The organism is Bradyrhizobium sp. WCU1, assembly GCF_053474805.1.
On the sequence record NZ_CM130280.1, the window covers coordinates 6,045,792 to 6,064,701 of the forward strand.

Consider the following 18,910-nt stretch of genomic DNA (forward strand, 5'->3'; position numbering starts at 1 on the left):
TAATCGTCGCGTTGTCCCGCCGCGATATGCGCGCAACACAACGCCCGCTGCACACAGCCGCGACCGCCGATGTCGCCAGATTGTCGCATGCGGCTGTTATCCGCAGGGCAGGGGCGCGCTGCTGATTCTCGTTAACTCTTTGTGGAGCCTCAGGTCGCGGGGATCGTCATCGCCTTGTCACAGGAATCTGTTAGGTGCACAGGCATGGGAAGTGACTCCTTGAGTGAAGAGAGCCCCGAGCGGCGCTTTCGCACTTTGTTTATCTCCGATGTCCATCTCGGAGCCCGCGGTTCGCAAGCCGACCGCCTGTTGGACTTCCTTCGCTCTCACGATGCCGACACGATCTACCTCGTTGGTGATATCGTCGACGGCTGGGCGCTGAAGTCGAACTGGTACTGGCCGCAGACCCACAATGATTTCGTGCAGAAGATGCTGCGCAAGGCGCGTAAGGGCGCCAAGGTGATCTACGTCCCGGGCAACCACGACGAGTTCTTGCGCAAATATTACGGCACGCATTTCGGCGGCATCGACGTGGTGGAGAACACCGTCCACACCGGCGCCGACGGCAAGCGCTACCTCGTGATCCACGGCGACATCTTCGACCTCGTGGTGCAGAATGCGCGCTGGCTCGCCCATCTCGGCGACAAGGCCTACGACTTCGCGATCCAGATGAATCGCTTCGTCAACTTCTTCCGCAAGATGTTTGGCGTGCCCTACTGGTCGCTGTCGCAATGGGCCAAGCTGAAGGTCAAGAAGGCGGTGAATTATATCGGCGCCTTCGAGGCCACGCTTGCCGGCGAGGCGCGTCGTCACGGCTGCGACGGCGTGATCTGCGGCCACATCCACTACGCGACGATTCATGACGAGCACGGCATCCGCTACATGAATTGCGGCGACTGGGTGGAGAGCTGCACCGCGCTCGCCGAGCACGAGGACGGCAGCTTCGAAATCATCACCTGGACCGACCCGGTGCGCCGGATCGCGCCAGTTCCGCGGGTAACGGCACGCGCTGCATGACGCATATCCTGGTCGCGACCGATGCGTGGCATCCCCAGGTCAACGGGGTTGTCCGCACGCTGACCATGATGGCACAGGCGGCGAAGTCGCTCGGGGTCGAGGTGAGCTTCCTGACGCCGGACGAGTTCCGCACCTTCGCGATGCCGAGCTATCGCGATTTGCGGCTGGCACTGCCGTACCAGGCCAAGGTCGCCAGCCTGATCGATGCGGCCAAGCCCGACAGCATCCATATCGCGACCGAAGGCCCGATCGGGCTTTCGGTCCGCCGCTATTGCCGCAAGCGCGGCCTGCCGTTCACGACGAGCTTCCACACCCGTTTCCCCGAATATGTCTCGGCGCGCACGCCGGTTCCCGAAGCCTGGGTGTGGCGCGCGCTGCGCTGGTTCCACAAGCCGAGCCGGGCGGTGATGGCGGCAACCCCGGCGCTGGCCGCCGAGTTGCGCCAGCGCGGCTTCCGCAACGTCGTGCTGTGGTCGCGCGGCGTCGATACCGCCCTGTTCCATCCACGCGATGTCGATCTCTGCCTGCCGCAGCCGGTATATCTCAGCGTCGGCCGGGTCGCGGTGGAAAAGAACCTCGAAGCATTCCTCGATCTCGATTTGCCCGGCACCAAGGTGGTGGTTGGCGACGGCCCGGCGCGAGCGGCGCTGGAGCGGAAATATCCCGAAGCCGTCTTCCTCGGCGCCCGCCACGGGGAAGAATTGGCTGAGATCTATGCCGCGGCCGATGTGTTCGTTTTCCCCAGCCGCACCGATACGTTCGGTCTCGTGCTGCTCGAGGCCTTGGCGAGCGGCCTGCCGGTTGCCGCTTTTCCGGTCACCGGCCCCCGCGACGTGATCGGCGCGGCGCCGGTCGGCGTGCTCGACGAGGACCTGCACCATGCCTGCCTGGAAGCGCTCAGCATCCCGCGGCAGGCCTGCGTCGATTTCGCCGCGCTCCACACCTGGCAGGCGTCCGCTCGGGTGTTCATCGAGCGCTGCATGAACATCCGCCCTGCCGCGCCCGACGGCGAGGGGGAAGTATTCGAATTCGGTGCCGAAGAGCACCATTTCGCGGCCTTGCCGGCCAGTCACCCAACCTCGCGCTAAACAAACTCACGCCAAAGCGTCTTGCAGGGCTGCATCCCGCCGCGATACAAATCGTGGATGACGGACACCGTTTTAAATCCACCCGTCGCTGCCGCGGACATCGATGCCGCCGCAAGGGTGGTCGCGCCGTTCGCGGTGCGCACGCCGCTCCTGACCTTCCCCGTTCTCAACGAACGGGTCGGCAGCCGGGTCTTCCTCAAGCCCGAGATGTTGCAACGGACCGGGTCATTCAAGTTCCGCGGCGCCTTCAACAAGCTCGCCTCGATCCCGCAGGACAAGCGGAGCGGGGGCGTCGTGGCGTTCTCCTCGGGCAACCATGCCCAGGGCGTGGCCGCGGCGGCCAAGATTCTCAACATGCAGGCGACCATCGTGATGCCTGCGGACTCGCCGCTCACCAAGCGCGAGCGGACCAAGTCCTATGGCGCCGAGGTCGTGCTGTACGATCGCGATCGCGACGACCGCGCGGCAATCGCCAGCGGCATCGCCAGCAAGCGCGGCGCGACCTTGGTGCCTCCCTATGACGATCCCCTGGTGATCGCGGGCCAGGGCACCGCCGGCCGCGAGATTGCCGAGGACATGGCCGCGCTCGGGCTCACACCTGATATCGTCGTGGCGCCGGCGTCGGGCGGCGGATTGATCGCCGGTGTTGCGACCGCCGTGAAGGCGAAATATCCGCAGGCCCAGGTGATCGTCGCCGAGCCCGCGGGCTATGACGATCACGCGCTGTCGCTCAAGGTCGGACATCGCGAGGCCCATGCGGTTGCGCCGCGCACCATCTGCGACGCGCTGATGGCGATGATGCCGGGCGAGCTCACCTTTGCGATCAACAGCAAGCTGCTCGCAAACGGTGTCAACGCTTCCGACGAAGAGGTTGGTGCGGCTGTCGCTTTTGCCTATCGCGAGCTGAAGCTCGTGGTCGAACCCGGTGGCGCCATCGGGCTCGCCGCGCTGCTGGCGGGGCGGATCGACGCCAGGGGCAAGAACGTCGTCATCGTGCTCTCGGGCGGCAACGTCGACGCCGACCTGTTCGCGAAGCTCGTCGCCTGAAAACAGCGGGGGCAGGGCGATGGTCGCTCTGCCCCCGTTTCGTTGTGCGGTGTGGCCGATCAGCGCCTGAAGCCGCCATGATGGCTGCCGCTCATTCCGCCGGGATACGAGCCGGACGGAGTTGGGTGGAACACGGCGCGGCCACCACCGCCTGATCGCATCCGGTCGACTTGCATGCTCTGCCGCACCGCGTGGAAGCGGTGCTGGTCGCTGTCTTTCATGACCGGGCTCGATGCGTTCTTGCCGGCATTTGCAACAGGAAGGCTCGCGACCTTGCCCTTGCCGATCGAGGTCGGCATCCCGACCGGCTTCGCCCCGGGCGCGGGCATGTTGACGATCTTGCCGCCGCCGATCTGGCCATTGCCGCCGGCGCCCTGCAGGCCCGCATTGATCGGCTGCAAGGTCTGACGATTTGAAAGCCGCGTGAATTGCATCGGCGGCACGGCCTTCGGCTGCGCCTGCAGCTTCAGCGCCTGCTGCGCATAGGGGCTGCCGGCGAAATTGTCGTGGAAGGTCTTGTAGGCGAACGGCGTGTTGGCAAGCACCGCCTTGTGCCAGGCCGCGACCTGCAGCCAGTTCGTGAGCAGGAAGCGAATGCGATCGCACAGCGGATCGCGCGGATAGAGCCGGATGAATTCCTCATAGTAGTCCGGTCGCCCCTCCGACAGCACGAAATCATAGGCTTGGCGCACCGAGCGGTTCGGCAGGTTCGATGCCATCTGCACGACAGGCTCGTTCGCGGGCGCACGCGATGCCGCGACGGTGGTGTCGCCGAAGAAATAGAAATCCGAGGTCAGCGACGAGCTCTCCCATGGCGTCTGCCGGCCGTCGGTCGTCGCGTTGACCTCGAGGCGAACGCGCTTGAACAGCTGCTCGATCGGCAGGTTGGGCTCGCGCGCCAGCCGCAGGAAGGCGTTGGTGTAGGGGCTGTGGCCGTTGTTGCCGTCCTGTGCCTCCATGCCCGGCGCGGTGGAGTAGCCGACGATCGAGCCGCTCGGCGCATCGACGACGGCAAGGCCGCGGCCGGCATCGTTGACGTTGGGGAACGGGTTGTTGCGGCAGGCATCGAGCACCACGATGCGCATCCGGCTCGGGATATTCTCGAGCGTGCCCATCACGTCGACGAGGCGCACCGAATTGCCGTCGAGGTCGGACGGCGCCGCGATCTTCGCGTCGACCGGGATCAGGTAGTTCTCCCCGGCGAGCTGCACGCCGTGCCCGGCGTAATAGATCATCGCGACCGTGCCCGTGCCGCGCGCCGCGACCTTGTCGGAGAAATCCCGCAACACCTTCACCATGTCGCCCCGCCTGAGGTCGGTCGCGGAGATCACCTCGAAGCCGGCAGAGTTCAACAGCTCGGCCATCGACTGCGCGTCGTTGCCGGGATTGGCGAGTTTCGGTGCGTTCTCGTAATTCGCATTGCCGATCACGAGCGCAACGCGCTGCTCGGGGCCGCGGAGCGCAGCCGGCGTCGTTGCGGCCGATGTTGCCGGCGGGACCGTTTGATCGATGGACGGCGCCGCCGCATGGGTTGCATTGCCGACGGTGACGCCGCCGGCCTCGGCAAACGCCGTGCTTGATCCACCGAGGCTCACCAGGCCGAGTAATGCGGCCGATATCATGATGGATGTCAGGCGGACCATCGCGCGCTCCCAATGCTGATCCCGGTGCGGGACCGGTCGCAGGGAGGCTAGACGCGCATGCGCCCGCGGTACGTGAGCTGGGTCACGCTGCGTGGGTGCTCGATAGCAGATGGATGCGTAGCGCGAACGCGTCCGCCTTACGAGAAGAACGCGATCTTCTCGGCCTGGGTCATGCGGCGGATCGGCGCGAGCGGATCGTTGGCGGCGGCGTTCGGCTTTTTCAGGAGGCCGCTGGCGATGATGGTAGAGCCGAGCGAGACCTCTGCCGCAGGAGCCGGCGCAGCCGCAACGGTGGGCGGGAGAGGCGGCGGCACCGCCGTCGGGGTAGCGATCGACGCGACAGCGACCAGTGCCGGCTCGACCTTGACCTTCGGCTCGGGCGCCGGTGCAGGCTCCGGCTGAATGGCCGGTGCAACCATTTCGTGCTCGGGCTCGGCAGCCATCGCCTCGGCGACACGCAGCTCCTCGGCGGCGCGCATTTCCTCGGCGATCGCCTCTTCGTCGACCGGATCGGGCGCGCCCATCTCCATCGCGATCAGGTCGAGCACTGCTTCGTCATGGGCGTCGGCGGCGGCCGCGTCGGTGGCGCGCGCCAGCTCGGCGGCCTCGGCTTCGGCCAGCGCAGCCTCAGCCTTGAGCCAGGCTTCGCTCGGCTGCGGGACTGTTGCTGCGGCGACCTCGGAGGACGGCGCAACCGGCATCTCGGCTTCGCCGTTCGGCGTCGCAACGGCCTCCTGAGGCGGCGCTGACGGCGTGGCGGCCAGCGTCGCATCGAGGGTGGCGCTCTCGGCGGCAGTGCTTTCGGCCGCGGGCGGCGGTGAAGGAGCGGCCGCGGCCGGTTCCGCAACCGGTGCTTCGGCCGTGACCGGCTCGGCCGCAGGCGTCGTCGCCTTGTCCGGATCGAATTCGCTGAGGCGGCGGGCCAGCGCCGCGAAGGCGGAATCCAGCACGGCCTTGGCGTCGTCCATCGATATCTGCGCAGCACCGGCCTCGATCGCGCTGGCCTGCGAATCGATGATGTCGCAGATCCGGCCGTCATTGCCGATCTCGCGCAGCCGCCAGGAGATCTCCCGAATCACCCGCACGCCCTTGCGCACCGGCGCCAGATTCGGCTCGAAGCTGATGCCGTCGAGCGCTGTGATGGCGGAGGCCCGGGCGGCCTCGATCGCACCGCGCAAGGCGTCCAGCGCCTGCGCCAGCTGCTCGTCCCTGATGGCAGCTTGGGCGGCCTGCCGCTGCGCGCTGAGGCTATCCTCGATCCGCGCCACGGCATCGAGCACCATGCGCGTATCGGCATTGCGGTTGCGCTTGGCGTATTCGCCGAGGAACCAGCGGCCCCGCGAGGTCTCCATGAAGGCCGCGCTGATCGCGGCATAGTCCTCCTCGCTCGGCAGCGCCGCGCGGGCGGATATCGGCGACAGGGCGAATGCTTCTTCGGCCATCACAATCTCTTCGCGCAAATCACTGCGCGTTACGCTAACGATCACCACGATATCGCGCGAATCGCAATTGAATTGATGTCTTCCGAATCACAAATCCCCATTGCAGCAAAAGTTGCATCGCGGCGATTCGCGCGAAGGCTCGCGGCATTCTATGCCACCCTGTTCGGCATGACCGGCGTGCATCTGCCGTTTTTCACCGTGTGGCTGAAGGCGATCGGCATCGATGCCACCTGGATCGGCATCATCACCGCGGTGCCGCCGGTGACGCGCTTCACCGTGCTGCCGCTGGTCACGGCAGTGGCGGAACGCCGCCAGATGCTGCGCGGCGCGATCATCGCCACGGGAGTAGCCACGGCGTTCGGCTTTGCCGTGATCGGCACCCAGCACCAGCCCTTCGTGCTGCTCGCGGTCTATGCGCTGACCTGCTGCGTCTGGACGCCGATGGTGCCGCTTACCGACGCCTATGCGCTGCGCGGCGTCAGGCAATTCGGTCTCACCTACGGACCGCTGCGGCTGTGGGGCTCGGCGGCGTTCGCGGTCTGTGCGCTGATCAGCGGGTTCCTGCTGCGTTATGTCGCGGAGGTCGATCTGATCTGGATCATCACCGCCGTGACCGTGCTCGGCGCGCTGGTCGGGCTGACCTTGCGGCCGCTGGGCCGTCCGGTCGCCGCAGTCGCGCACGCGGCCGGTTCGCCGCGGTTGCTGCGCAACCCGACCTTCCTCGCCATCATCGTCTCCTCGGCGCTGATCCAGGGCAGCCACGGCGCCTATTACATCTTCGCCTCGATTGCCTGGCAGCAGGCCGGTTTCAGCGGCCTGACTATCGCGGTGCTCTGGGTGCTCGGCGTGATCGCCGAGATCGTGCTGTTCGCGGCCTCACCGCGCTTCACGCTGCCGTCGGCGGTGCTGGTGATGATCGCGGCCGCCAGCGCCGTCGCGCGCTGGGCGATCACTGCGCAGGATCCGCCACTTGCGGTGCTTGCCGTGGTCCAGCTCGGACACGGCTTAAGCTTCGGGCTGACCCAGGTCGGCATCATGGGGCTGATGGTGCATCACGTGCCGGTGCATGTGATGGCGCGCGCGCAGGGCTATCTCACCGCCTGCGGCGGCATCGTCGCCAGCACCACGGCGATCGTCAGCGGCATGGTCTATGCGCGCTTCGGGCTCGGCGTCTACGACATGATGGCGGCGATGGCGGCGACCGGTGGGCTGGTGATGTGGCTGGCGCGGAAGCGACTCATCCATCACCCCCAGAGCGCGGCGTCGGGCGGATAGACCAGGCTGCCCTCGTAGCGCAGGCCGTTGTCGCGGTCGTTGGCCAGCAGCAGCGGGCCGTCGAGATCGACGAAGCGCGCGGCTTGCGCGATCAGCATCGCCGGCGCCATCGACAGCGAAGTCGCCACCATGCAGCCGATCATGATCTCGAAGCCGAGCGCGCGGGCGGCGTCCGCCATCGCGAGCGCCTCGGTCAGTCCGCCGGTCTTGTCGAGCTTGATGTTGACGGCATCATAGCGGCCGCGCAATCCGGCAAGCGAGGCGCGGTCATGCACGCTCTCGTCGGCGCAGACCGCAACCGGGCGCTCGATCCGCGCCAGCGCCTCATCCTTGCCGGCCGGCAGCGGCTGCTCGATCAGCGTGACGCCGGCATCGGCGCAGGCCTTGAGGTTGGCGGCGAGGTTGTCCTCGGTCCAGGCCTCATTGGCATCGACGATCAATTCGGAGGTTGGCGCGGCCCTGCGCACGGCGGCGATCCGCGCACCGTCGCCGTCGCCGCCGAGCTTGATCTTGAGCAGCGCGCGGTGCGCGGCCTTGGCGGTGGCCTCGGCCATTGCTTCGGGAGGGCCCAGCGAGATCGTGTAGGCGGTGGTGCGCGGTTCGGGCGCAGGCCGGCCGAACAGGTTCCAGATGCGCTGGCCGGCGCGTTTGGCCTCGAGGTCCGCCAATGCGCAATCCAGTGCATTGCGGGCGGCCCCGGCGGGCATCCGGGCTTGCAGGGCGATGCGGTCCATGCCGCCGGCAAGGGGCTCCTGCATCGCCTGGATCGCCTCCAGGGTTGCCTCCGGCTTCTCGTCGTAGCGCGGGTAGGGCACGCATTCGCCGCGGCCGATGAGGCCGCCCTGGCCGACCGCGGCCACCACGACGACGGCCTCGGTCTTGGCGCCGCGGCTGATCGTAAACGAGCCGGCGATCGGCCAACGCTCGATCCGCACGTTGAGGGAAATCGCTCCGGGCGGGGTGGAAGTCATTTTAAAGTCTACTATTTCCTGAACCGTAGCTTGCGACGCGCAACCAACTATGGCTGGTTAGTGACAGATTCGACAAGCCGATCCGGCAAGCCGCCGGAGATCTGCAGTTGCGGCGGCCAGCCGGCTTGAGGGGTAGGCAAAAAGGTGAGCGGCGACCCGACACTGGAGCGGATAGCCCAAGGCGAAGGACTGGCGTTGTGCGCGGCGGGCAACTGGACCGCCCGCTTTGCCCCTGCGCTCGAGCGGATCGTCTCCGACGCCGAGCGACTGCGCGGCAGCCGCCCTCATATCTTCATCGACGTGTCGCAGGTCGCAAGCCTCGACACGTTCGGCGCCTGGCTTATCGAGCGGCTGCGCCGTAGCCTGAGCGATGCCGGCGCCGAAGCCGAGATCGCGGGCCTCTCCGCGAACTATTCCAGCCTGGTCGATGAGGTCCGCCGCGTCGGCCCCGCGTCCAAGGCCGTGCGCGAACCGCTGCTGATCTCGGGCATGCTCGAGCAGATCGGGCGCACCGTGGCCGGGATCGGCGGCACCATCATCGGCCTCGTCGACATGCTCGGCGCGGTGCTGGCCGCGGCCGCCAAGGTGCTGATCCATCCGCGCAGCTTCCGCTTCACCTCGACGGTGCATCACCTCGAGCAGGTCTGCTTGCGCGCGGTGCCGATCGTGGTGCTGATCACCTTCCTGATCGGCTGCATCATCTCGCAGCAGGGCATCTTCCATTTCCGCAGGTTCGGCGCCGACATCTTCGTGGTCGACATGCTCGGCGTGCTGGTGCTGCGCGAGATCGGCGTGCTGCTGGTCGCGATCATGGTCGCGGGCCGCTCCGGCTCGGCCTATACCGCCGAGCTCGGCTCGATGAAGATGCGCGAGGAGATCGACGCGCTGCGCACCATGGGCTTCGATCCGATCGAGGTCCTGATCCTGCCGCGCATGCTGGCGCTGGTCTTGGCGCTGCCGATCCTGGCGTTCCTCGGCGCGATGGCCGCGCTCTATGGCGGCGGCCTGGTCGCCTGGCTCTATGGCGGCGTCGATCCGGAGGCCTTCCTGCTCCGCCTTCGTGATGCCATATCGATCGACCATTTCGTCGTCGGCATGGTCAAGGCACCCGTCATGGCCGCGGTGATCGGCATCGTCGCCTGCGTCGAGGGGCTGGCGGTGCAGGGCTCGGCGGAATCGCTCGGTCAGCACACCACCGCCTCGGTGGTGAAGGGGATTTTCTTCGTGATCGTGATGGACGGCGTGTTCGCGATCTTCTTCGCCTCGATCGGGATGTGATCATGGCGGACGAGGACATCGACGCCATCATCCGGGTCCGCGACGTCACCGTGCAATTCGGCACCACGCGTGTGCTCGACGGCCTCGACCTCGACGTCAAGCGCGGAGAGATATTAGGCTTCGTCGGCCCGTCGGGCGCCGGCAAGTCGGTGCTGACGCGCACCATCATCGGCCTCGTGCCGAAGGTCTCCGGCCGCATCGAAGTGTTCGGCGTCGATCTCGATGCCGCGAGCTCGTCGCAGCGCCGCGCCGTCGAGCGGCGCTGGGGCATCCTGTTCCAGCAGGGCGCGCTGTTCTCCTCGCTGACGGTGCGCCAGAACATCCAGTTCCCGGCGCGCGAATATCTGCGCGTCTCGCAGCGGCTGCTCGACGAGATCATGGTGGCGAAGCTGGTGATGGTCGGCCTCAAGCCTGAGGTTGCCGACCGCTATCCGTCGGAATTGTCCGGCGGCATGGTCAAGCGCGTCGCGCTGGCGCGCGCACTCGCGCTCGATCCGGAACTCGTGTTTCTCGACGAGCCGACGTCCGGCCTCGATCCGATCGGCGCCGGCGATTTCGACGAGCTGGTGCGCACCTTGCAGCGCACTTTGGGGCTGACCGTTTTCATGGTAACCCATGATCTCGACAGTCTTTACACCGCGTGCGACCGTATCGCCGTTTTAGGGAACGGTAAGATCATTGCTGCAGGATCGATCGCCGACATGAAGGCATCGCAGCATCCGTGGTTGCAGCAATATTTCAACGGCAAGCGCGCCCGAGCCGTTGTGGCCTAGCCCATGATCCCGAAGCGAGGAGACCGGTTTTTCGGACGAGATCATGCGCCAGCAGGAAATTCGAAGGGCTCGGATGCAGGCTCAGTGCGCGAGAGCCCAAGAGTAATTCAAGAGTGAATAACGCGAGCAATTGATGGAAACGCGGGCGAACTACGTCTTGATCGGGGCTTTCACGCTGGCGGTGATTGCCGCCGCGTTCGGCTTCGTGCTGTGGTTCCAGAGCCTGCACACCACCAAGCAGCGCAGCCCCTTGCGGGTGATCTTCGAGGGGCCGGCGTCGGGCCTGCGCAACGGCGGCAATGTCAATTTCAACGGTATCCGGATAGGAGAGGTGGTGTCGGTGAAGCTCGACAACCCCAGGCGCGTGGTCGCGCTGGCGATGATCGAGAACAGCGCGCCGCTCCGCAAGGACACCCTGGTCGGTCTCGAATTCCAGGGCCTCACCGGCGTCGCCGCGATCTCGCTGAAGGGCGGCGAGGAGGCCGCCCCGCCGGTGCCGCTCGATGAGGACGGCATCCCGGTCCTGACCGCCGACCCCAACGCATTGCAGGACGTCACCGAGGCGATCCGCGCCACCCTGCAAAACGTCAACCGCATCGTCGCCGACAATCAGCAGTCGGTGAAGAATTCGCTGAAGAACCTCGAGGTCTTCACCGAGGCGCTGGCGCGCAATTCCGAGAAGATCGACAACGTCATGGTCAAGGTCGACGGCGTGATGGCCAAGGCCGACAATCTGATGCTGGGCCTCAATGCGATCGCCGGCGGCAACAACGGCAGCGAGCTGAACCAGATGGTGAAGTCGATCCGCGAGCTCGCCGACAATATCGACAAGCGCTCCAATCTCCTGATCAACGACGGCCGCCGCACGCTCGCCGACATCAGCCGCGCCGTGAACAATTTCGACCGCAATCCGAGCCGGGTGATCTTCGGCGGCAGCAACAATGCCGCACCCGAGCCCGCGCCGGCTCCCGCCGCCGCAGCGCCCGGGCCACGGCGCCGGCAGTAGGCTGCGCCGCCCGTTCGGGACCGACGGCCATCCACTTTCTTACTGGGGCGCCGCCTGAGAAGGCTCGAGGGTTTCCGGAGCGAAGCGACCATAGCGGGAATATGGCTCCGGCTGCTCCGGGCGGATGCTCAAGCTGCGAATGTGGTGGGGATCGGATGTGGCACTGACGAGGCCCTGTGTGCCCGACCATTTGCCGCCGGACGTATTGCGGAGCTCATCGGAGGCAGGTCTGACCGGCGTCGTTTGAACGACGTGCGCATCGGCCGCGGGCTTGCTTACCACCGTTGTTGTCGACCACTCGCGGCCCGCAGCGTCGCGCTGCTCGTCGGGTAGTCTTGGCCGCACCGTCAACACGTGAAGGCGGTTGTACTTTGGAGGAGCCGTCAATGGATCACCACGGTCGTCAGCCGATGGTGGTGCAATCCTGATGGTCCGGATCTTCGACGGTTCAATCGGATCCGCCGTCGCGACTGCGGCAAATCCAGCTGTTCCGAGCACCGTCAGCGCGACGACGGGACGCCAGCCTGTGCGCAACATCTGAAGCCTCTCAGCTCGTTCCGGCGCAATTTTAGCCTTGCATCGGTCAACAGCAAAACGGAGGCCGTCAGGCCTCCGCTTCTATTCGCCATCAGTGTTCGCCGCTCACCCCAGCCGTCCCGCGGCGTGCGCGAGCAGGGTGTAGACCAGCCCGGTCTCCGAGGTCAGGTGGCCAGCCAGCTCCTGCTGGCCGCGGCCTTCGCGGGCGACTTCGTCGAGCAGGCGCTCGAACTCCGCGATGTAGCGGTCGACCGTCTGCTTGAAGCCGCGGTCGGAGCGGTACTTGCGGGCCACTTCGTCGAAGGCCTTCTGGCCGGCGGGCGTGTAGAGGCGTTTGGAGAACGCCTTGTTCTCGCCGCGCTGGTAGCGATCCCACATCTCCGCCGCCAGCGTGCGGTCCATCAGCCGGCCGATGTCGAGCGACAGCGACTCCAGCGGATTGGCGGCGGGCTGCTGCTGCGGACGCGGGCGCTGCTGGGCATCGCGGGCCTGCGGGGCCGGCGGCGGTGCGTCGCTGCGATTGAGCAGGTCGGAGAGCCAGCCGTCGGCGTTGTTGGGGCCGGCCGGGCTGACCGACGGAGCCTCGGTGCGGCGCGAGCTCGCCATGCCGAGATCGGGCGGCGGCAGCGTCGAGGCACTGTTGCCGTTGTCACGGACGCTGTCCCGCATCCGCAGGTCGGCGCGGCCGCCGGCGGCAGCCATCACCGGCTCTTCGTGCCGGACGCTGGCGCGGTTGGTTGAGACCACGTCGAGCCCGCGGCCGTGATGGGCGACGATGCGGTTCAGCTCGGCCAGCGCCTCGATCTGGTCGACGATCACCTTGCGCATCTGCGCGGTATTCTCGGCGGCCTCCTGCGGCATTTCCAGCACGCCGCGGCGCAGCTCGTTGCGGGTGGCCTCGAGCTCGCTGTGCATCTCGCTCGCCATCTGCTTCATCGCCGCGACCATCGCGGAGAACTTCTCCGTCGATTCCCTGAACATCGCATCGGTCTCGGCGTTGCTCTGCTGGTAGAGCTCGTTCATCGCGTCGACGGTCTGCTGGCGCTCGTTCTCGGCGGCCTGGCGCACCGCCTCGAACTGCCTGCTGATCGCAGCCGAACCGGCGCCGGCGGTCTCCGCCACCACGCGGGCGATGTCGCGGGCGCGTTCCTCGGCCGCGCCGAGCGATTCGTCGAGCAGCCCGGTGAAGCGCGACAGCCGCTGGTCGAGATCGGTGGTGCGCAGGTCGATGGTCGTGACCAGCGCCTCCAGCGCCTCCTTACGCTCGCTGACGGAGGCCGTCGTCGAGCGGTTGGCCTGCTCGACCACGGCAGCCGCCTCGATCAGCGCCTTGCCGTGGGTCTCGAACTGGCTCGACAGCGCGCCGAGATCCTCCAGCGCCTTGCCGGTCTTGCTGTTGAACACCGTGAGCTGGTCTTCCAGCGTCTGGGTCGCGACGCCGTTGCGTGAGGTGACGTCGTTCATGGCGGACACGAAGTCGGCCACGCGGGTCACCAGCGCGCGCTCCAGCGAGTTGAGGTTGTCGTGGGCGCCGGTCAACACTTCCTGCAGCAGGATGTTGCCCTCGCGCAGCCGCTCGAACAGCGCCACCGTATCGGTGCGCAGGATCTTGCTGGTCTCCTGCATCTCGGTGACGGCCGAGATCGAGACCTGGCGCGACTGGTCGATCGCCGCGCGCGAGGCCTGCTCGAGCTCCTTGAGCGACTTCGCCACCGCGCCGGTCGCCTGATCGCCGGCCGAGGTGATGTTGCGCGCGACATCGCCGCCATGCGCCGACATCGACTGCGAGAAGGCGAGGCCGCGGGTTTCGATCGCCTTCAGCGCGTCGGCGGTGGCGCGATCCATATCGCTCGCAAGTTGCGTGGTCTTGGCGGTCAGCGCCTCGACCAGCGAGCCGCGGCGGCCGTCGACCATCTGCGACAGACGCTCGGTCTGCTGCTGCACATAGGTAACGATCTCGTCGGTCTTGCCGGTCATCGCCGAGCCGAACGCGCTGGTGGCGGACAGCACCGAACGCTCGATGTCGGCGGAGGTTGTCTTGACCTTGGTCGAGACCTCGTTGGACATGGTGATCAGTGCGGCCTGCGCGTTCTGCGCCGAGGTCTGGATGTTGTCGGTGGTCTTGGCCGTGACCGAGCTTAGCGCACGCTCGATATCGGTCGAGAGCGTGCGGATCTGGGCGGCGGCATCGGCGGAGGTCGCAGCAAACGAGCTCTGGGCTTCGCGGGCGCTGCCCAGGATGGTCTGCGCGGTCTCGGCGCTGGCGGTGGTCAGCGAGCGCTCGATCTCGACGGAGATCGCGCGGATCTGGGTTGCGGCCTCGCTGGACGTCGCGACGAACGAGCTCTGGGCATCGCGCGCACTGCCGAGGATCGACTGGGCGGTGTTGGTGCCGACCGACGTCAGGGTGCGCTCGACATCGGCTGCCAGCGACTTGACGTGGTTGGCCGCCTCCGTCGACGCGGCGACGAGGGTGTTCTGCGCCTCGCGGGCGCCGGCCGTCAGCACCTCGGCGGTGCCTGAACCGGCCATCGACAGCGCACGCTGGATGTCGGCGGCAAGTGCCGACACCTTGGTCGCAGCTTCGGTCGACGCATTGACCAGCGTGCTCTGCGCTTCACGCGCGCCTGACGTGATCGATTCCGCGGTGGCGGAGCCGGCCATCGACAGCGAGCGCTCCATGTCGGCCGCCAGGGTGCGGACCAGATCGGTGGCCTCGGTGGAGGCGCCAGCCAGCGTGCTCTGGGCCTCGCGGGCGGAGGCGACGATGGATTCCGCGGTCGCGGTGCCAGCCATCGACAGCGAGCGCTCGATATCGGCCGCCAGCGTGCGGACCAGGTTGGTGGCGTCGGTCGACGCGCCGGCCAGCGTGCTCTGGGCCTCGCGGGCGGAGGCGACGATGGATTCCGCGGTCGCGGTGCCGGCGGTCGAGAGCGAGTGCTGCATGTCGGCCGCCAGCGTGCGGACGAGATTGGCGGCTTCGGTCGACGCACCAGCCAGCGTGCTCTGAGCCTCGCGGGCGGAGGCGACGACGGCTTCCGCAGTTGCGGAGCCGGCCATCGACAGCGAGCGCTCGACGTCGCTGGCGAGCGCCTTGACCTGGCCGGTGACGTCGGTCGAGGTCGAGATCAGCGTGGTCTGGGCCTCGCGGGCGCCGGTCATGATCGCTTCGGCGGCGGCGGAGCCGGACATCGACAGCGATTGCTCGACATCGGCGGCCAGCGACTTGACCTGGCTTGCGGCCTCGACCGAGGCGCTGACCAGCGTGGTCTGCGCGTCGCGGGCGCCCGACAGCACGGACGCGGCGGTGGCGCTGCCGGCTGCCTGCAGCGTGCGCTCGACGTCCTCCGACAGCGCCTTGATCTGCGAGGCGACGTCGCCGGAGGCGGAGACCAGCGAGACCTGCGCGTCGCGGGCACTGGTGAGGATCGAGTTGGCGGCGCTGGTGCCGACGGCGGTCAGCACGCTCTCGACCTCGGCCGAGCTCAGCTTGAGCTGGTTGCCGACGTCGGCGGACACGCTGAGCAGCGCCTGCTGCGCGGTGCGCGCGCCGGTCTGGATGGTTTCGCTGGTGTTGACCACGAGGTTGGTCAGCGAGCGCTCGGCGTCCTCGACATGGGACTTGATGCTCGACGACAGCAGCTCGGCGCGGGACATCAGGTCCTCGCTGGCCTGGCGGCCGCTGCTCTCGATGCGGCCGGCGACGGCCTCGACGCGGGAGCCGAGCAGGTCCTCGAACTGCGCGACGCGGGTGTCGATGTCACCGGCGATGACGCCGACGCGGCTCTCGATGCCCTGCTGGATGTCGGCGAAGCGCGCCGAGATCGTGTCTGTCAGGTTCGCGCTGTGGCCATTGATGGTGTCGGCGAGGCGGGTGCTGTGGCCGTTGATGGTGTCGACGAGGCGGATGCTGTGGCCGTCGATCGTCTCGGTGACGCCATTGATGCGGTGGTCGACCGCGGCGATCGCCTGCACGGTGCCTTCGGTCAGGGTCGTGGTGAGCAGGCCGAGGCGCGAGTCGATCGAGTGGATCGCCTGGGTGGCGCCTTCGGTCAGCTGCGTCGCGAGCGTGCCGAGATGGCCGTCGATGGTGTCGGTGACCGACTTGGCGCGGCTCTCGAAGGTGACCTCGAGCGTCTTCATGCGGCTGTCGATCGCGTCGTCGAGCGACTGCAGGCGGCCGTCGAACGAGCCGATCTTGCTGGCGAGCGAACTGTCGAACGACGACAGCTTGTCGGTCAGCGAGGCGTCGAGCGTGGTGACGCGGCTGCCGAGCGTGGTCTCGAACTGCAGCAGGCGCTGGTCGAGCGAGGCGGTGATCTCGCCGCCATTGGCGGTGACGCGATTGTCGAAGGTGTCGACATAGGTCTTCAGGCTGTCGGCGATGTCCTGGGTCCGCTGACCCATGCGCTCGACGATGTCGCCGCCGAAGGTCTTCACCGTGCGGTCGAATTCCGAGATGTGGCGGGTGATCAGCGCGCCGAGCGTGCCGGAGTCGCGGGCGAATTTCTCGGCGAGTTCGCTGCCGTGGTTCTTCACGAGGTCGTCGAACGCGCTCATCTGCAGCGACAGCGAGTCGTGCGCCGTCTCGGTCTGGCCCACCACCTTGGCGACCAGCGAATTGACGGTGACGTCGAGCGCCTCGCTCGCCCTGTCGCCGGACGTCATGATCTGGCCGGCGAGGCGGTTGCCGGCGTCGTCGATCTTGCTGACGAGGTCGTTGCTGCGCAGCTCGAGCTCGAGCAGCAGCGAGTCGGCGGAGTTCTTCAGCGAGTCGTGGACCTCCTCGGTGCGGTCGGAGATGCCGTCGACGATGGCGGACGAACGCTGCTCGAACTCGCCGGTGATGCGGTCGATGCGCTCGTTCAGCATCTCGTGGACGCGGTCGGCCAGATCGACGAACTCGTCATGGACGTGGCCGGTCTTGAAGTTGAGGCTGGTGGTCAGCCGCTCGGAGGCGTCCATCACCGCGCGCGTGGTCTCGGCGCTGGCTTCCTCGAGCCGGTCGAGCAGGTCGCCGCCGCGCTCGCCGAGCGCGAGGATCATGTTGTCGCCGGCATGGCTCAGCGCGGTCGTGATGTGCTGGCCGCGCTCTTCCAGCGCACCGGTGATGCTCTTGGCGACCTCGTCGACGCGCGAGGCGATCGCGTCCGAGATCAGCGCGATGTCGTGGCGCAGGTCGATCTGCACGCCGGAGATGGCGCTGCGCACCTGCTCGGCCTGGCCGACCAGATTGTCGCGCTGGTGGGCGATGTCCTGCAGCAGCGCGCGGATGCGTACTTCATTGTCGGAATAGGCGCGCTCCAGCGCCGCGACCTCGTTGGCGACGAGGGTCTCGAGCTCGCCGGCGCGCGCGATCGCGCGCTCGACGCCGTCGCCCATCGCCGCGACTTCGCGGCGGATCGCCTGGCCGACCGTCACCATGGAATCGGCGGCGGCGTTTTCCGGCTCGGAGAATCGCATCGCGACCTGCGCCATCGATTGCGCGATCATCTGCATGCGCTGGCCGTGCGAGGCGAGGCTGGCGAGGTAGTAGAACAGCAGGATCGGAACGGCGAACAGCGCGGCGAGGCCGGCGAGCACCAGCACGCCGGTGCCCTGGGCCATCGATGCCTGCAGGGCCGGCCAGAACGCGATGGTGAGGATGGCGCCGCCGAGCAACCAGGCGCCGGAGCAGACGAAGAACAGCGTGAAGGCGTTGCGGGCGCGCCCTCCCTGCAGGGTCTGCAGCATCTGGCCGATGGTCTCGCGATCGTCATTGGCGGCGCGGCGCGGGGCGCGCGGCTCCTCGATCGGCTCGAAGGCCGAACGATCGGAAGTCGGACGGGACTCGAACGATGTGGCGGAAAAATCCGGCGCCGACGGCGGCAGGCTGGGCGGCACCGCGCCTTCGTTGAGGGGGCTGCGGTTTTCCGTGCCCTGTTCGCTGATGTTGAGGGCTTCCTGGATGGCAGAAAGCGCGACTTCGGTGGGATCTTTGACCTTCTTGGGAGTGTTCGCCATGTTCAGTCCAAGCCCTCTCACTATCTACGCGTCGGCGAGCCTGCGATCGTCCCCACGCAAGCTCGAAGCCGGTGCCCACAAGCGGAGCGCAAGCGCCCCCCTCGGCGGCTTGTCCGCTACATCCACAAACATCCTATGGGGAGAGTGGTGCGAATGAAATGCTTGCGATTAATACTTTCTTAATCATCGTTAACAGCTTTGCGCCATAAGGCCTTATGGGTACTCGAAATTCCAGCCGCAGAGGGCCGATTGTGTCCGGAAATTGTCCAGAATCAGGCGGTTTTGCCGATCATCCCGACAACAATTCGTTAACCAGTTTCGTGATTGGCTCGCCGACGGTCCGCCGGTGAAGACCCCGGGGGAGACGACAGGGACAGGCCATGCCGCTTCATCTCGAACGGGTTGAATGGACGCAATCGCCGCCGCTCGCTCCCGGCGGCGGGCCGATCGACGTCGATCACCTTCAGCGCATGACGCTGGGCGATCCGGGGCTGGAGCGGGAAGTGCTGGCGATGTTCTCGACCCAGTCGGCCCGGATCCTTGGTGAGCTGGCCGGCTTGCCGCCCGACGCTCCGACCCATGCCCATACCCTGAAGGGATCGGCGCGGGCGATCGGGGCTTTCGGCGTCGCCGAGGCCGCCGCTAACCTTGAAACCGCGCTGGCCGGCGGTTCCGATCCGGCCCAGCCGCTTGCCGCGCTCGGGGTCGCGATTGCCGAGGCGCGCACGGCGATCGAGCTGATTCTGGGCCGGTCCTAGGCCTTCCGCATCCCCACCGGCTTGCCGCTAGCGCCTGGACGCTATCCCGGCCGGCCGGCAGGATTTCGGTCT

13 protein-coding genes are annotated in these 18,910 nt (G+C 67.2%); 8 read left to right on the forward strand and 5 right to left on the reverse strand.

The window, feature by feature from the left end; translation table 11 throughout:
- Window positions 1–204: 204 nt before the first annotated feature.
- The 3 genes from ACTUWL_RS28175 to ACTUWL_RS28185 are packed head-to-tail and all read left to right on the forward strand — an operon-like array spanning window position 205 to window position 3,152.
- On the forward strand, window positions 205–1,017 hold the full coding sequence (locus ACTUWL_RS28175) for a UDP-2,3-diacylglucosamine diphosphatase (protein ID WP_021078021.1): 813 nt from the start codon (window positions 205–207) through the stop codon (window positions 1,015–1,017).
- Complete coding sequence (locus ACTUWL_RS28180; RefSeq protein WP_021078020.1) at window positions 1,014–2,105, forward strand: glycosyltransferase family 4 protein; 1,092 nt, start codon at window positions 1,014–1,016, stop codon at window positions 2,103–2,105. The genes ACTUWL_RS28175 and ACTUWL_RS28180 overlap by 4 nt, the downstream gene beginning before the upstream one ends.
- Window positions 2,106–2,162: 57 nt before the next feature.
- Complete coding sequence (locus tag ACTUWL_RS28185; protein WP_021078019.1) at window positions 2,163–3,152, forward strand: threonine/serine dehydratase; 990 nt, start codon at window positions 2,163–2,165, stop codon at window positions 3,150–3,152.
- 59 nt (window positions 3,153–3,211) lie between these two features.
- Here the strand turns inward: ACTUWL_RS28185 and ACTUWL_RS28190 are convergent, their stop codons facing one another.
- Together ACTUWL_RS28190 and ACTUWL_RS28195 are read right to left on the reverse strand one after the other, a co-directional pair.
- Window positions 3,212–4,795 carry a caspase family protein gene (locus ACTUWL_RS28190; protein WP_021078018.1) on the reverse strand — a complete coding sequence of 528 codons (1,584 nt, stop codon included), beginning with the start codon at window positions 4,793–4,795 and terminating at the stop codon, window positions 3,212–3,214.
- A 137-nt stretch (window positions 4,796–4,932) separates the two neighbouring features.
- The gene (locus ACTUWL_RS28195; RefSeq protein ID WP_021078017.1) at window positions 4,933–6,237 is read right to left on the reverse strand and encodes a hypothetical protein; all 1,305 of its coding nucleotides are present in this window, start codon (window positions 6,235–6,237) and stop codon (window positions 4,933–4,935) included.
- A 75-nt stretch (window positions 6,238–6,312) separates the two neighbouring features.
- Here ACTUWL_RS28195 and ACTUWL_RS28200 point away from each other — a divergent pair, with 75 nt between their 5' ends.
- Window positions 6,313–7,512: an MFS transporter gene (locus ACTUWL_RS28200; protein WP_021078016.1), complete on the forward strand. Its 1,200-nt coding sequence runs from the start codon at window positions 6,313–6,315 to the stop codon at window positions 7,510–7,512.
- Here ACTUWL_RS28200 and dgcA read toward each other — a convergent pair.
- The gene (gene dgcA, locus ACTUWL_RS28205; protein ID WP_021078015.1) at window positions 7,482–8,483 is read right to left on the reverse strand and encodes an N-acetyl-D-Glu racemase DgcA; all 1,002 of its coding nucleotides are present in this window, start codon (window positions 8,481–8,483) and stop codon (window positions 7,482–7,484) included. The genes ACTUWL_RS28200 and dgcA overlap by 31 nt on opposite strands.
- 144 nt (window positions 8,484–8,627) lie before the next feature.
- Here dgcA and ACTUWL_RS28210 point away from each other — a divergent pair, with 144 nt between their 5' ends.
- From ACTUWL_RS28210 to ACTUWL_RS28220, 3 genes are all read left to right on the forward strand, one after another.
- Window positions 8,628–9,761 (forward strand): MlaE family ABC transporter permease, encoded by a 1,134-nt coding sequence (locus tag ACTUWL_RS28210; protein ID WP_021078014.1) that lies wholly within the window; start codon window positions 8,628–8,630, stop codon window positions 9,759–9,761.
- 2 nt (window positions 9,762–9,763) lie between these two features.
- On the forward strand, window positions 9,764–10,534 hold the full coding sequence (locus tag ACTUWL_RS28215; RefSeq protein WP_021078013.1) for an ABC transporter ATP-binding protein: 771 nt from the start codon (window positions 9,764–9,766) through the stop codon (window positions 10,532–10,534).
- Between the two features lie 133 nt (window positions 10,535–10,667).
- Window positions 10,668–11,540, forward strand: a complete 873-nt coding sequence (locus tag ACTUWL_RS28220; RefSeq protein ID WP_021078012.1) for an MlaD family protein — start codon at window positions 10,668–10,670, stop codon at window positions 11,538–11,540.
- A 39-nt stretch (window positions 11,541–11,579) separates the two neighbouring features.
- Here the strand turns inward: ACTUWL_RS28220 and ACTUWL_RS28225 are convergent, their stop codons facing one another.
- Window positions 11,580–12,077 carry a hypothetical protein gene (locus ACTUWL_RS28225; RefSeq protein WP_021078011.1) on the reverse strand — a complete coding sequence of 166 codons (498 nt, stop codon included), beginning with the start codon at window positions 12,075–12,077 and terminating at the stop codon, window positions 11,580–11,582.
- A gap of 105 nt (window positions 12,078–12,182) precedes the next feature.
- Window positions 12,183–18,080 (reverse strand): apolipoprotein A-IV repeat region-like domain-containing protein, encoded by a 5,898-nt coding sequence (locus ACTUWL_RS28230; RefSeq protein WP_106940359.1) that lies wholly within the window; start codon window positions 18,078–18,080, stop codon window positions 12,183–12,185.
- A 380-nt stretch (window positions 18,081–18,460) separates the two neighbouring features.
- On the opposite strand from ACTUWL_RS28230, the gene ACTUWL_RS28235 reads away from it, so the two are divergent.
- A complete protein-coding gene (locus ACTUWL_RS28235) occupies window positions 18,461–18,838 on the forward strand; it encodes an Hpt domain-containing protein (RefSeq protein ID WP_021078008.1) in 378 nt (125 codons plus the stop codon).
- Window positions 18,839–18,910 lie beyond the last annotated feature (72 nt).

Bases quoted from the DNA above. Each gene is read 5' to 3' on its own strand.
- ACTUWL_RS28235 (WP_021078008.1), top strand. From the start codon at position 18,461: ATGCCGCTTCATCTCGAACGGGTTGAATGGACGCAATCGCCGCCGCTC.
- ACTUWL_RS28215 (WP_021078013.1), top strand. From the start codon at position 9,764: ATGGCGGACGAGGACATCGACGCCATCATCCGGGTCCGCGACGTCACC.
- ACTUWL_RS28195 (WP_021078017.1), bottom strand. From the start codon at position 6,237: ATGGCCGAAGAAGCATTCGCCCTGTCGCCGATATCCGCCCGCGCGGCG.
- ACTUWL_RS28220 (WP_021078012.1), top strand. From the start codon at position 10,668: ATGGAAACGCGGGCGAACTACGTCTTGATCGGGGCTTTCACGCTGGCG.
- ACTUWL_RS28190 (WP_021078018.1), bottom strand. From the start codon at position 4,795: ATGGTCCGCCTGACATCCATCATGATATCGGCCGCATTACTCGGCCTG.
- ACTUWL_RS28185 (WP_021078019.1), top strand. From the start codon at position 2,163: ATGACGGACACCGTTTTAAATCCACCCGTCGCTGCCGCGGACATCGAT.
- ACTUWL_RS28180 (WP_021078020.1), top strand. From the start codon at position 1,014: ATGACGCATATCCTGGTCGCGACCGATGCGTGGCATCCCCAGGTCAAC.
- dgcA (WP_021078015.1), bottom strand. From the start codon at position 8,483: ATGACTTCCACCCCGCCCGGAGCGATTTCCCTCAACGTGCGGATCGAG.
- ACTUWL_RS28225 (WP_021078011.1), bottom strand. From the start codon at position 12,077: ATGTTGCGCACAGGCTGGCGTCCCGTCGTCGCGCTGACGGTGCTCGGA.
- ACTUWL_RS28200 (WP_021078016.1), top strand. From the start codon at position 6,313: ATGTCTTCCGAATCACAAATCCCCATTGCAGCAAAAGTTGCATCGCGG.
- ACTUWL_RS28175 (WP_021078021.1), top strand. From the start codon at position 205: ATGGGAAGTGACTCCTTGAGTGAAGAGAGCCCCGAGCGGCGCTTTCGC.
- ACTUWL_RS28230 (WP_106940359.1), bottom strand. From the start codon at position 18,080: ATGGCGAACACTCCCAAGAAGGTCAAAGATCCCACCGAAGTCGCGCTT.